General features: G+C 62.4%; 15 protein-coding genes. 7 read left to right on the top strand and 8 right to left on the bottom strand.

Translation table 11 applies throughout. From position 1 onward, the window contains the following. Positions 1 to 66 precede the first annotated feature (66 nt). Both ACGYLY_RS11820 and ACGYLY_RS11815 read right to left on the bottom strand, forming a co-directional pair. Complete coding sequence (locus ACGYLY_RS11820; RefSeq protein ID WP_395281418.1) at positions 67 to 1,122, bottom strand: dipeptide epimerase; 1,056 nt, start codon at positions 1,120 to 1,122, stop codon at positions 67 to 69. After that, positions 1,122 to 2,159, bottom strand: a complete 1,038-nt coding sequence (locus ACGYLY_RS11815; RefSeq protein ID WP_395281419.1) for a DUF1611 domain-containing protein — start codon at positions 2,157 to 2,159, stop codon at positions 1,122 to 1,124. The genes ACGYLY_RS11820 and ACGYLY_RS11815 overlap by 1 nt, the downstream gene beginning before the upstream one ends. A 151-nt stretch (positions 2,160 to 2,310) precedes the next feature. Between ACGYLY_RS11815 and ACGYLY_RS11810 the strand changes: the two genes are divergently transcribed. Beyond that, positions 2,311 to 3,000: a helix-turn-helix domain-containing protein gene (locus ACGYLY_RS11810; RefSeq protein ID WP_395281420.1), complete on the top strand. Its 690-nt coding sequence runs from the start codon at positions 2,311 to 2,313 to the stop codon at positions 2,998 to 3,000. Positions 3,001 to 3,037: 37 nt separating this feature from the next. After that, positions 3,038 to 3,160, top strand: coding sequence for a hypothetical protein (locus ACGYLY_RS11805; protein ID WP_395281421.1), 123 nt, complete (start codon positions 3,038 to 3,040; stop codon positions 3,158 to 3,160). Between the two features lie 445 nt (positions 3,161 to 3,605). Here the strand turns inward: ACGYLY_RS11805 and engB are convergent, their stop codons facing one another. Further along, complete coding sequence (gene engB, locus ACGYLY_RS11800) at positions 3,606 to 4,223, bottom strand: GTP-binding protein EngB (protein ID WP_395281422.1); 618 nt, start codon at positions 4,221 to 4,223, stop codon at positions 3,606 to 3,608. Between the two features lie 151 nt (positions 4,224 to 4,374). On the opposite strand from engB, the gene ACGYLY_RS11795 reads away from it, so the two are divergent. Then, positions 4,375 to 5,703 (top strand): TIGR00341 family protein, encoded by a 1,329-nt coding sequence (locus ACGYLY_RS11795; protein ID WP_395281424.1) that lies wholly within the window; start codon positions 4,375 to 4,377, stop codon positions 5,701 to 5,703. Positions 5,704 to 5,735: 32 nt separating this feature from the next. Further along, entirely contained in the window at positions 5,736 to 7,031 is a 1,296-nt protein-coding gene (locus ACGYLY_RS11790) for a TIGR00341 family protein (RefSeq protein ID WP_395281425.1), read from the top strand. Here ACGYLY_RS11790 and ACGYLY_RS11785 read toward each other — a convergent pair. Continuing rightward, on the bottom strand, positions 7,001 to 7,960 hold the full coding sequence (locus ACGYLY_RS11785; RefSeq protein ID WP_395281426.1) for an NOG1 family protein: 960 nt from the start codon (positions 7,958 to 7,960) through the stop codon (positions 7,001 to 7,003). The genes ACGYLY_RS11790 and ACGYLY_RS11785 overlap by 31 nt on opposite strands. Before the next feature lie 101 nt (positions 7,961 to 8,061). On the opposite strand from ACGYLY_RS11785, the gene ACGYLY_RS11780 reads away from it, so the two are divergent. Then, positions 8,062 to 8,427 (top strand): DUF5518 domain-containing protein, encoded by a 366-nt coding sequence (locus tag ACGYLY_RS11780; protein WP_395281427.1) that lies wholly within the window; start codon positions 8,062 to 8,064, stop codon positions 8,425 to 8,427. Positions 8,428 to 8,575: 148 nt separating this feature from the next. Here the strand turns inward: ACGYLY_RS11780 and ACGYLY_RS11775 are convergent, their stop codons facing one another. Beyond that, entirely contained in the window at positions 8,576 to 9,007 is a 432-nt protein-coding gene (locus ACGYLY_RS11775) for an ester cyclase (protein ID WP_395281428.1), read from the bottom strand. 234 nt (positions 9,008 to 9,241) lie between these two features. Between ACGYLY_RS11775 and ACGYLY_RS11770 the strand changes: the two genes are divergently transcribed. Both ACGYLY_RS11770 and ACGYLY_RS11765 read left to right on the top strand, forming a co-directional pair. Continuing rightward, positions 9,242 to 9,556, top strand: a complete 315-nt coding sequence (locus ACGYLY_RS11770; RefSeq protein WP_395281429.1) for an ASCH domain-containing protein — start codon at positions 9,242 to 9,244, stop codon at positions 9,554 to 9,556. 68 nt (positions 9,557 to 9,624) lie between these two features. Next, on the top strand, positions 9,625 to 10,491 hold the full coding sequence (locus ACGYLY_RS11765; protein WP_395281430.1) for a RimK family alpha-L-glutamate ligase: 867 nt from the start codon (positions 9,625 to 9,627) through the stop codon (positions 10,489 to 10,491). On the opposite strand, the gene ACGYLY_RS11760 is transcribed toward ACGYLY_RS11765, so the two are convergent. The 3 genes from ACGYLY_RS11760 to ACGYLY_RS11750 form a co-directional block, all read right to left on the bottom strand. After that, a complete protein-coding gene (locus ACGYLY_RS11760; RefSeq protein WP_231184772.1) occupies positions 10,478 to 10,867 on the bottom strand; it encodes an Hsp20/alpha crystallin family protein in 390 nt (129 codons plus the stop codon). The two genes, ACGYLY_RS11765 and ACGYLY_RS11760, sit on opposite strands and share 14 nt — an antisense overlap. Positions 10,868 to 11,065: 198 nt before the next feature. Then, positions 11,066 to 11,401: a hypothetical protein gene (locus ACGYLY_RS11755; protein WP_395281431.1), complete on the bottom strand. Its 336-nt coding sequence runs from the start codon at positions 11,399 to 11,401 to the stop codon at positions 11,066 to 11,068. Between the two features lie 423 nt (positions 11,402 to 11,824). Continuing rightward, a complete protein-coding gene (locus ACGYLY_RS11750; RefSeq protein WP_395281433.1) occupies positions 11,825 to 12,838 on the bottom strand; it encodes a type II glyceraldehyde-3-phosphate dehydrogenase in 1,014 nt (337 codons plus the stop codon). Between the last annotated feature and the right edge of the window lie 132 nt (positions 12,839 to 12,970).

Raw genomic sequence — 12,970 nt, 5'->3', positions numbered from 1 at the left:
GTCGAATGATACCGAGTCACTCGGAGTCACTCGGAATATTCGGAGTCACTCGATGTGACTGTCGAGTTACTCGATTCCGCTCGGGACGACCCCGTGACCCGGCCCGGAGATGTCGATGGTCGGTCCTCCGTCCGTCGAAATCACGTCCTCCGCGATGAGGAGGTTGCCGTCCAAATCGACGTGCGAGAACGACCCGAGTCCGGAGACGAGGTGTGCGCTAGTGTGAATTCCGATGGCGCTTTCGAGCATGCATCCCACCATCAACTCGACGTTCGCGGCCTCGGCGATGGCGGCGATGTCCCGCGCGGCGAGGAGTCCCGACTTGCCGAGTTTCACGTTTATCACGTCCGCCGCCTCCTCGCGGACGATTCGAACCGCGTCCTCGGGCGTGAACACCGCTTCGTCGGCCGCGACGGGAACCGATACGGCGTCCCGCGCCCGCGCGAGTCCGACCACGTCCGTCGCGGGGGTCGGCTGTTCGACCAGCGAGAGCGGAATCCCGCGCGATTCGAGTTCGTCCACGAACGCGACGGTTTCCTTGGGCGTCCACCCCTGATTCGCGTCCACCGTCAGTTCCGCGTCTGGTGCGCCCTCGTGCACCGCGGCGACGCGGGCGACGTCGTCCGCGACGGTCGTTCCCGTCTTCACCTTCAGGTTGTCGAAACCGCGTTCCGCCGCCCTCGACGCGCCGTCCCGCGCCTCTTTCGGCGACATGATGCCGATGGTGAAATCCGTCGTCACGGGGTCCGGCGACCCGCCGAACAGTTCCGAGAGGGCCATCCCCCGCTCGCGGCAGTAGGCGTCGAGAATCGCGGTTTCGACCGCGAACAGCGCCGACACCATGCCCGGAAACGCGTTCCGTACCTCGGCGACGAGGCCGCGATAGTCGGCGACTGATTTTCCTTCGAGCAACCTCGTCGCGGCGCGAGCCGTTGCGAGCGCCGCCTCCTGCGTCTCGCCCGTTACCGGCGTCAGGGGCGAGCCTTCGCCGTAGCCGGTCTCGTTCTCGGTTTCGACCGTGACCAGCACGTTGTTCGCACGATGCTGTGTTCCCAGCGAGATTTCGAACGGTTCGTGCAGCGGCAGGTCGAGCGGTTCGACCGTCGCACGTTCGATTCGCATCACAGCGCCTCGCGAACCATCGCGAGGAGGTCGTCCGCTCCCCCTTCGTCGTAGACGTTGGCGGCGGGGACGGAGTAGTCGATCTCGGCGGGGTCGGCCCACGTCGAAACGGCGGCGACCGTCGCGTCCGAGAGTTCCTCCACGAGGTGGCGTTCGGCCTCCACGCCCGCGACCGGCCACTGGTGGAAGTGGGTCCTGCTGTCACGGTCAGGATCATCGACCAGTACGACCGCGTCGGGCCACGCGCCGTGGAGGAGTCCGAGCGTGACGCTCGAATACGCGCGATGCATGAGCGACGCTTGGCCCTCCACGAAGACGATGTCGTGGTCCTCGGCGATGGCGGACACGAGGTCTTCGACGACGCCCGCGGTGAAGTCCGCCGGAACGCGGTCGATGACGACGCCGCGGTGCGCGCCGACCATGATTCCCGTTTGTCCGGTCGCGACCCACCCGGCGTTCAGTCCGGCGCGCTCGGCGGCCCGATAGAGTTCGAACGTCGTGGTTCGCTTTCCGACCGCACAGTCAGTCCCGGCGGTCAACACGATTCGCGCGTCCGCCTCGTCCACGCTGCCGTCACCGACGCGGAGATCCTCCTCTCCCGGCGGCTTTCGCACGTCGAAGAGGGTGACGCCGTGTTCGTCCGCGAGGCGCTTCCATCGGTCCCGCTCGGAGAGGAAGACGTGCAGTCCGGAGACGATGTCCAGTCCCGCGCGGATGGCCTCCTCGATGTCACTCACCCATTCGTCGGGCAGTTCGCCACCGGCGGGAGCGACCCCGATGACGAGGGCTTCGGCGTCGGGAGCGCGTTCGAGCGCGTCCTCGGTCGAGGGGACTATCGGAACGTCGGTGACGTCCGCGCGTCCGAGAACGTCACTCGTCGCTTCGTCGGCGTGCGTAGAGTCGATGACGGCCTGCGCGTCGAACAGTTCGCTGTGCATGACGACGCCGTTGGCCGTCTTTCCGTCCATCGTTCCGAACGCACCTTCGGCGAGAACGAGCGCTGGCGCGGGGGCGTCGAACGCGTCCCGGAGATTCATGTGCTACACAGGCGCACTGTCGATCAAAACAATGCCCCCTTTCATGGAAGGGTGACCGACGCCCGGTCTCGATTTTGACACGACGGTCTGACAGCATCTGTCACTCCCACAGCCATACACTTTTGCACACATCATCCGTGTGTCACACCAGATGACCACGCCGGAGCACGCTGGCCTCCGAGTCACGCTCGACATCTGGCACCCCGACTGCTGGACGCTCGAAGTCACCGAGGGGCGGGCGGCGGGCCTCCTCGGCCACGGCGTCCACACCATCGACGGACTGGCGACCGGCCGGTTTACGGTCTACGGCAACACGCGCGAGGAGGTGGACGAACTCGTGGAGGCGATTCGGGAGTCGGACCTGACCGACTCGGTATGGGAAACCGACCACCCGCACGCGACCGAGGATTCGCTGGCTTTCGGGAGCGCGAGTTGCGGCATCGTCGTCCACTACGACCTCGGGAACAGCATCAACGACGCGCTCGTCTCGCGCGGATTCATCCCGGACGAACCGGTGCGGATGTACGGCGGGCGCGAATACTGGACCGTCATCGTCGAGGTGGACAAGGACGAACTCCACGACCGAATCGAGGCGGTCTGTGAGGAGATGAACGCCGATATCCGCGTTCGCCACGTCGCAACCGCCGAAACCGGCGCGGGCATCCTCCGCACCGACGACCTCTCGGAACGCCAGCGCGAGGTGTTTGAACTCGCCCGCCGCCGCGGGTACTACGACTGGCCGCGGCACGTGACGGCGTCCGAACTGGCCGACGAGATGGACGTGTCCAAAACCACGCTCCTCGAACACCTGCGGAAGGCCGAGGCGAAACTGCTCGGATGAGTCCGTGTTTTTCGACCAATCGAATGATCAACGTGGCGTGTGCTGGCGAGACGACGCGGCCATACTCGGCCGCGTCGCCTCGCTGAAGTCGCGCGAGGTCTTCGTGAACGTCAGCGAACGAACGGCTCGTCAGGGCTTCGCTCTGACGATGGATGACTGAGCGAATGCGAAGGAATCGGTTGGGGAGGGTGTGGCTGATGCGGTGCTGTGCGGTCGATCTGTCTGGGAGGACTGAAAGGGGCCGCCTGCTCGCGCTTGCGTGGTTGCTGTGCGGGCAACTATTCTGGCCGTGCGTTGCGGAGAGGCCAGAATATCCCGCACAGCGACCGCGACGGGGGCTTTCGAGGGCTGCTTCTCGGTGATTACAATCACAAAAATATCAAACCCAGTTCGTAGCGAGCGGACGGGGGCTTTCGAGGGCTGCTTCCCAATAGCTGTGATTCAGTCGTTCTCGACTACAATTCGTAACGAGCGTGACGGCGTTTTTCGAAGAAATACTCCCTGTCTCCGCAACCCCAGCCTTCTCCGAACGTTTATACGTGATACCGGGACCAAAACGGTCAGTGACCGACGAATCGCTACGCAGTCCTTCGCCGAAACCCTCCCTAGAAGAACTTGAACAGGTCGTCGCGCTTCTGTTCGTGCAGGTGAGTCTTCACGGCCTCGTTCAGCGCGTCGATACTGCCGCGCTTGGCGCTGATGGGTGCGATGGTGTCCTGCCACTGCTTCCACGGCGGGTGAAGACCGAGGCGGTCACAGAGGTCGTCCAGTCGCTCGTCCTCGTCGTCGACCTTGTCCATCTTGTTCACCGCGACGACGACGGGGATTCCCATCTCGCGGAGGAAGTAGAACATCTCCACGTCGTGCGGGATTTCGTCCTCGCCGGAGTGACGGTCGATGATGTCCACGACGCTCTTTCCGTCCACGACGAGGACGCCGACCAGCACCTTCTCGGCGTTCTCCTCGATGTACTGCACGATGTCGGTCTTTATCCGCTCGCGCCGGTCCTCCTCGACGCCGGACATGAAGCCGAACCCGGGCAGGTCCGTGAGCATGAAATCCTCGCTGGCCCAATCGAAGTGATTGGGTTGACGCGTGACGCCGGGTTTGCCGCCAGTCTCGAAACTGTGGCCCGTCAACTCGCGCATGAGCGTGGATTTGCCGACGTTCGAGCGCCCGACGAAAATCACCTCTGCACCCCTGCCGGGTCGATTTTCGAACATAGTCGTCTCTTGGCGCCTCCACGCTTAACCGCCGTGGTTTCCCGCGCCGAGCGAGTCGATGCGTACACTCCACCTGCTTCGGTGAAATCCGGCCTCGAATTCCGAGCTATCGGCCCGCGATTATTTCAATCTGTACGACCCATCGGACGATGTGCGACTTGTACAGGTATCTATCCCGACGGGCGAGCGAGAAACCGTCGTCGACGCGCTCGAATCCGAAGGAATCGATTTCTTTCTCACCGACGAGACGGGTGGGCGGAAATACGCCGCGCTCGCGACGTTTCCGCTCCCGCAGAACGCCGTCCAGCCGGTCATCGACAAACTCCACGACGCGGGCCTGAGCGACGAGGCTCACACGGTCATCATCGACGCCGAGACGGACACGTCCCGCCAGTTCGAACAACTGGCGAAACGATACGAAGCGGAGAACGGCGGCGACCGAATTGCACGCGACGAAATTCTGACCGAAGCGCGCGAACTCTCGCCGCGCTTTCGAACGTTCGTGTTCATGACCGTGGTGAGCGCCGTCGTCGCAACCGCGGGGTTGCTCCTCGACTCCCCGGCGGTCGTCGTGGGTTCGATGGTCATCGCGCCGTTGGTCGGCCCGGCGCTCTCGACGGGCGTGGGGACGGTCTTGGACGAAACCGACCTGTTCCGCCGCGGCGTCAAACTGCAACTCCTCGGCATGGTCATCGCCATCGGCAGCGCGACCGTCTTTGCATTCTTCGTGAGAACGCTCTATCTCTTCCCGCCGAACACGGATATCACGCAGCTATCACAGATAAGCGGCCGATTGACCCCGGATTTCCTCTCGCTCATCGTCGCACTCGGTGCGGGTGCGGCGGGCGTCATCAGCCTCGCCGCGGGCGTGTCCGTCGCCCTCGTCGGGGTTATGATAGCGGCGGCGCTCATCCCGCCCGCCGCCGCCGTCGGCGTCGGTATCGCGTGGGGGATGCCGATAGTCGCGTTGAGTGCCGGGGTCCTCGTTCTCGTCAACGTCCTCTCGATCAACCTCTCGGCCATCGTGACGCTCCAGTACATGGGGTATCGGCCGAAGAGTTGGTTCAAGACCGAACGTTCCCGCGAGGAAACCGTCAAACGAATCGGCGCGCTGGTCGTCGGTATCGCCGTCCTCTCCGTGTTCCTCGGCGGCGTCACCTACTTCTCCTATCAGGGCTCGCAGTTCGAGGACGGCGCGGACGCGGCGGTCACGCACGTCTTCGAACGGCCACAGTATCAGCAGGCCGAAAAGCTCCAGATGCAGGTTCAGTACCGCCAGACCTTCCCGCTCGGCAAGAGCACTTACACGCAAAACCTCCCGTTCCGCGAACCCCATCGCGTCGTCGTCACCGTCGGTCGACCGAGCGACGAGCGGTATCCCCATCTCGCCAATCGCATCCACGACCGAATCGAACGGCAGACGGGTCGCGCCATTGCGGTTCAAATCCGATACGTCGAAACGGACGGCGTATCGGCCTGAACCCTTTTGCCCCGGCATGTGGTTGTCCTCCCGTGCGTCTGATACACGTCTTCATCCCCGAGGAGCAACAGGACACTGTCCTCGGGGTGCTCGAAGACCGAGATGTCGATTACGTCGTCACCGCCGCCTCGGGCGTCGTTGACGGCGGTCTGTTGGTCGAGTTTCCGCTCCCGACCGATGCGGTCAACGACGTCCTCGACGGGCTCCGCGAGGCCGGGCTGGAGGAGGAGTCGTACATCGTCGTCGGGGCAGCGGAGACGGCCGAAACCGGGACGATGGAACTGCTGGAGAACAGATACGCGAGCGATTTTTCGCCGCTCGCCGCCCCCGAACTCCGGTCGAAAGCGCGGGACCTATCACACGACTTGTACTCGTACGTCGCGTTGGTCGTCCTGTCCGCGGTCATCGCCGCCGGCGGATTGCTCGTCGATTCGCCCGCGGTCGTCGTGGGGTCGATGGTCATCGCGCCGCTGGTCGGTCCGGTTCTCACGACCAGCGTCGGTGCCGTCGTCGGTGACCAACGAATGTTGACCGACAGCATTCGCTTCCAAGTCATCGGTCTCGTCGCCGCTATCGGCACGGCGACCCTGTTCAGTTTCGTTCTCCGTTTCACCGGTTTCGTTCCGACCGGACTCGCGCTCTCCTCGATAGAACTGATGAGCGTTCGCCTCGCACCGACGCTCGTCACGGTTGCCGTCGGTCTGGCGGCGGGGTCCGCCGCCACCTTCGCGCTCACGACGAAAGGTCCGACGGCGCTCGTCGGTGTCATGATCGCCGCGGCGCTCCTCCCGGCCGCCGCCGCCGTCGGTATCGCTCTCGTTTGGGGGAACCTCGTCGTCGCGTTCGGCGCGGCCGTCTTGCTCATCGTAACCGTCGTACTCATCAACGCTGCCGCTATCGTCACGCTCAGCTATCTCGGCTACCGGTCCGACCAAACCCAGCTCACGATACCGTCGAACGGCGTGCGGATCACCGAACTGGTCGTGTTGCTCCTCGTCGTCGGTAGCGTTCTCTTCGGAACCACCGTCCAACTGTCGTTCGAGCGCGGAGCGTCCAGCGCGGTCGATGACGTACTCCAGCGCCCGGTCTACGACGCGCTCGACGCGGTGGCGGTACGAACCAGCTACAACGCGCTTTCGGAGTCCCGGACTGTCACCGTGACGGTGAGTCGGACGTCGAACCGGTCGTACCCCCGCCTCGCACGAAGAATCCAAGGTCGAATTACGGAACGAACGGATCGCTCGCCCGAAGTTCGCGTTCGGTATCAGGATTATCAGGTCGTCGAACCGGGCACCAGTTATCCGTCGAACGGCAGTTCGGGTTCGTAGCCGATGGCTTCGACGGCCGCATCGAGCGTCCCCGTGACGTTCTCGTCCTCCTCGATGCTCATGTACTCGTCCGCCTCCACGTCGGTCGAGAGGTCGGACTTGTTGCAGACGGTGAGGACGGGCACGTCGCCGAACTCCGCTTCGACCGAATCACGCAGTTCGAGTTGCGCGTCGAGCGGATAGCCGCAGTACGCGCTCGGGTCGACGAAGAACAGGATGCAGTCGGCGAGGTGCGTGAGCGCCGACACCGCCTGCGATTCGATAGTGTTTCGCTCGTCCGCGGGTCGGTCGAGGAGCCCTGGCGTATCTACGATTTGGTAGCGGATGTGGTCGCGCTCGAAGTGACCGACGTGAATCCCCTTCGTGGTGAAGGGATACTCCGCGATTTCGTTGCGGGCGTTGGTTATCGTGTTGACGAACGACGACTTTCCGACGTTGGGATAGCCGGCGACGACCACCGTCGGGTCGTCGGGGTCGATATCCGGGAGGTCTCGGAGGTCGTTGCGTGCCGCGTTGATTCGGTCGAGGTCGTCTTCGACTTCCTCCACGATGGACGCGAGGCGGGCGAACCCCTGTTTTCGCACCTTCCGGGCGTAGTTGATGTCGCCTCGGAGTTTGCCCTGATACTCGCGGCCGATGTCCTTCGTCTTGCGGGAGGCCCATTGGATTTCGGACAGGCTCTTTCTGACCTCGTCGACGTTCACGACGGCGTCGGCCAGTTCGTAGTAGAATGGGTCCACCTCCTCGAAGTCCGGCCACGCGGTGACGACGTTCTGCATATTGTCCGACAGGATGTTCGAGGCGGTTTGGAGCATGGACTGTTGGGCCTGAATGCCGCTTTTCGCTCGCCCGGCCCGTGTCGCCCGCGAAAACGCCTTGTCGATGAGTTCCTCCGACGTGGGCGTTGTCGGTAGGGTCTCGAAAATCATGGAGATTCGTATGCCCTCCCTCCTTAAAAGGGCGTTCATACCGTCGTGCGAGCGGATTCCGGCGGGAGACTTTTGTTTTCCGACTACCAACGTATTTACTCATGACTAACTGGTACGCGGTTTTCGTCGGGTTCGTCGTCTCCGTCCTCGCCGGTATCGTGGCGTTCGCCCTCCCCGGAATCGGACACGTCGCCGCGGGACTCGCCGGTGGCTTCGTCGCGGGATACGTCGCCGGCGGCGGACTGGGCAGCGGTTTCTGGCACGGCCTGCTCGCCGGGTCCATCGGCGGTATCGTCGTCGCCCTGTTTCTCGGACTGGGCGGCACCATCATCGGCGGACTCGCGGGCGGCCCCGTCGGGTCGCTGTTCGGCGGCCTCGGCCTGTTCCTCGTGGCCGTCTTCGTCGCCCTCGTTCTGGCGCTCGACAGCGCTATCGGCGGTGCCATCGGCGGCGTACTGAAAGGGTGATTGGGTCGAGTTCGACGGCGACGCGAACGTGGCCGGTGCGAGGGTAAGGAAACCGTTCTCGATTCGCGCGTGCTACGATGGGAATAAAATAATCACAGGATCGGTTACATCGATCCCGATTATTTCGTTGACGACGATCTTCGGTCGATTATTCGGCGGTTTGTTCGGGTATGGCACCGAGCTGTTCGAGCATCCCGAGAGCGTCGAAATTGCCCCACATCTCGGAGATCTGCCCGTCTTCGATGCGCATTTCGACCATTCCGGTCACATCGACTTCCTTTCCGGTCGGCTCGACTCCCATGATCTCCCCTTCCTGTGTGCCGCGTAATCTCCACCGATACATCACCGTGTCATCTTGCGTGATGATGTTCTCGATGGATTCGTGGTAGTCCGGGAACGCAGTCCGGTTCATCTCGATGAATTTCTTGTATTCATCCCGACCGACCACGTCCGCTGCGGCCGGGTCGTGGCGCACGAAATCCTCGGCGACGTACTCGTCGGCCGCCTCGAGCTTCCCATCGTTGAACGCTCGGTCGACGAATTGCCGGACGATTTCGGTATTCTCGAATGTTTGTGGCATTTTCCCTCCCCCAGAAGGACACACGTCATAGATACGCATAGACGTTATTGAAACTGAATATTCAGGTCAGAACGGTACCTCCTCAAAATGGCGAGAGCCTGCTCGGGAAACTCGTACAACTGATTCTCAACGATACTATAGTTCGCCACCTCCTCTCACGGGCACCGATCAGAATACTTCGAATCGGAACGGTCCTCCGGGAGTGATTTTTACGGGGAGCACGAAAAATCGAACATGGCGAACATCGACGCTGACACGATACTTCCGTCCGAACACATCCAGCGAGCGGTCACGGCGGGACGCGTTTCGCAACTCCACCGCGGCAACCCGTACGCCGAGGAAGGTGACACCTTCGACATCGACGGCGAAACGTTCGACGTCGTCGAAGTGACCGAGCGAAAACTGGGCGACCTGACGGACGAGGACGCACGGGCCGAAGGGTCGGAGGATTTGGCGGCCTACCGCGAACGCCTGAATCACGCCCACGACGACTTCGAATGGGACGACGATGCGACGGTGTACAGACACCGGTTCGAACGCGTCGAGTGAGAACGGCGGCGCGGGGCGAACGGACGAGACGGGCGACCTTTTTATCGACGGATGCGAATTCACGACCGATGCTGGATCTGGCGGTCGCGTACCGGGAGGAGACGTTCGAGCGAATCCGCGACCCGCTCGAAGAACGCGGAATCAGGGTCCGTCACGTCCCGAGCGAGGCGCGGACGTTCGACCTCGCGGACCCGCCGTGGGGTCCCGACGAGTTCGACGTCGGGTTCGTCTATCCCTCCCGGATGATGGAAGGTGGAATCGTCGACGGCCTGCTCTCGGTCCCGTGGGTAAACGACCGCGAGGCAGTCCTCGCCTCGCGAAACAAAGGTGGAGTCATCGCCCGACTCGGACGGGCAGGAATTTCGGTTCCGAAGACAGTAGTCGTCTCGAACCCGGTCGACGAGGACGAACTCGTGGACGCCTTCGAGGCGTTCGACCCGCCGGTCGTGGTGAAACCCAACTCCACGACGCGGGGAACGGGAATCGCGAAAGTCGATGATTTAGACTCGTTTCTCGGCGTGATCGACTACCTGAATCTCGTCCACGATTACCGCGCGACGGGGGACAAATCGTTCCTCGTGCAGGAGTACCTCCCGAAGGCGGTTGATTATCGCGCGATGGTCGTTGACGGCGAGTACGTCGGCGCGGTCGAACGGCGACTTCCCGACGATGCGCTGGCCGCCGGTCGCTGGAAACACAACGTCCACCGCGGTGCCGAGGCGCGCGGCATCCGCTTATCCGAGGAGTGCAGGGACATCGCGGAACGGACGGCCGAAACGCTCGGAATTCCGTTCTGTGGCGTGGATCTGCTTGCCGTCGGGGACAGGGTGTTCGTCAACGAGACAAATGCACGGCCGACGATAGACGTTGAAACGAAGTACGAAAATGGGTTGTACGACCGCCTCGCCGAACTCGTTCGGACTACTCGACGCTGATGTTCGCTGATTCGTCGGTCTTTTCGAACGTGACTTCGAGGACGCCGTTGTTGTAGGTCGCTTTCGCGGAACTCTCGTCCACGCGCGCCGGGAGCGTGATACGCTCGTCGTACTCGCGGTGGTCGCTTGCGGCGCTGATGGTCATCGATTCGCCGTCGCATTTGAGGTCGATGTCGTTCTTCTCGACGCCGGGGAGGTCGGCGATGACGCGGACCAACTCGTCGTCCTCGTGGATGTCGACGTGCGTGTCAGCACCGAACCCGGTCGCGCCGGTATCGACCTGCATATCGACGTTGCCGCCCATCATGTCGTTCATCATGCGTTCTATCTCACGAAAGAGGTCGTCGAAGGGGTCGTCGCGATCGTCTCGTCGCATACCTGAGGCTAAGCCCTTCCGGGGCAAAAGGCTTTGGACAGGCATCAAACCCGCCGTTTCCGGTGGCTCGAAAACGGATTCTGTCGGAAAACGGTACTTCGGGAATATCACCGGAGACCTGCGGACGATATCGAGATGTCGCTGCTCGATGGGTGATTCGTACGAAAAAATTACTTCGCCGTCAATTTACGAATCTACTTAGTCTTCCCACTCTTGCTCGTTTTCGTTCTCGGCGTTCGACCACGCGCTCTGCGAGTTATCGTTGCTCTGGTAGCTGGCTTGAATCGCGTACGCGTCGCCCGATTCGGCTTCGCCGCTACCGAGGTTGCCCGCGGCCGAAACCGCGTAGTTGTCGTCCTGGTGGTTAAAGTTGCCTTGTGCGACGTACTGCTCTTGGTCGACGTGCGAACTCGCCCACTGGAAGTTCTCCTGCGAGTCGCCGCCTCTGTCTGCCGCCGCGTTACCTGCGAATCCGACCGCGAACAAGCTACCCACGATGGTCATCGCGAGCAGGATCTTGAGTGACTTTCTCATGTATTTCTCTCCGGGCGGGAGAGACCGTTGCTGGACACCACCGTGCTGGTGTGTGTCCGCCCCACCCATCGCACACCATCGGGGGAGTGGTAAATGAACGCCGGGTATCGTTGAGTCCGTTCGCAGTATTTGCAAACGATTGAAGGCGGGGCTAATCGACAGTAACGAAGAAAATCAGAGTCGCTGTCTCTTTTCCCCAACTATCTGGGTCTGACGTAACCCTCGTAGACTCGTTCGTGAACGATGGAATCCGTCGATACGGCGCGGAGATTCCGAACGGATTTGACCACTGATAACGACTGTCACGACGTTTGGCGCGCCTTTCCGACCGCTCGTACCGACGATATCGTCGTTACTCGGACATCCGGACGAACCTCCGGCGCTCTTCTCGCCGAAAAAACGAACCCTACCGAATACAGGTAATTAGAAGCCGATACCGAGTGCGTCGTTCGTCGTCTCGATGCTCTCTTCGGCATCGGCGGCGTTCGTCACCGCACGGATGGCGTCCACGTTCTCGGGAATCACGTCGCTCTCCTGGTGGATGGCTTGGAAGAGGTAGAGATCGTTTCCTTCCATCGATACCGACTCGCCCCACACGCAGTTCTCCCAGAAGTCCCCACGCGGGCGACCCCTGTCCATGGCGAACTCCTTCAGTTTCCCCGCGCCGTCGATGTTCATGTGTTCCGAAATTACGAACAGGCGCGACTGGCTTTCGAGCAGTTCGCGTACCTCCTCGGCGTCCGGTTCGGCTTCGAGCGAGACGTTGATGCTGTGCATGTGCATCAGCGTTGCCGGAACCTTCAGTCCGAGCGTGTCGATGGCGAGGTCCGGGAAGATGGTCTTCACGTCCGGGCCGTGGTGTGACGGCAGCGACACCGGGTTCGGCACGATGTCGTTGATGGGACCGCGACCCGTCTGGGCCGGGTCGCCGCCGCGGCGGACGAGGGTCGCACGGACCTTCTCGACGCCGTACTCCTCGCGCAGCGGCGCGACGAGTCGGGAGAGTCCGGTCGTGTTACACGACACGACGCGAACGTGCTGTGCGCCGACCGATTTCTCGTAGTTCGCACGCGCGTTGAAACTCGCGTCGGCGACGCTCGCGTCCTCGCCGCCCTGATACAGCGCGGGCGTGTCGTACTCGTCGTACAGCGATTTGTTGTCCGCGCCGATGCCGGACGGGCAGGCGTCAACGACCACGTCCGCCCGCTCGACCATCTCGTCCACCATCCCCGCGAGTTCGATACCCGCGTCCTCGAACTGGTCCGCCCGCTCCTCGATGGCGGCGTACAGCGGATAGCCGCTCTCGACGGCCCCTTCGGCCTCGAAGTTGGGCCGGGTTTTTGCGACACCGACGATTTCCATGTCCGGTTGCGCCCGAACGGCGTCAGCGACTCGTTTCCCGATAGTCCCGTACCCGTTAATGCCGACCTGTAGCATGTACACCTGCGGGTCCAACCCCCGCGACTAAAACGGTTTCGAGCGACGATGCGACAAAACAACTCGATAGCGAGTAATTCGGTGGTTTTCGGGGGAATTCACGTCTCGGAGAACCGAGGTTTTCCGGTCCCA

Origin of the sequence: Haladaptatus sp. CMAA 1909 (assembly GCF_043952005.1) — an archaeon.
Taxonomy (GTDB): Archaea; Halobacteriota; Halobacteria; order Halobacteriales; family Haladaptataceae; genus Haladaptatus.
Note: the sequence above shows the minus strand (reverse complement) of the source record. Positions and strands in the feature narration are given on the sequence as shown.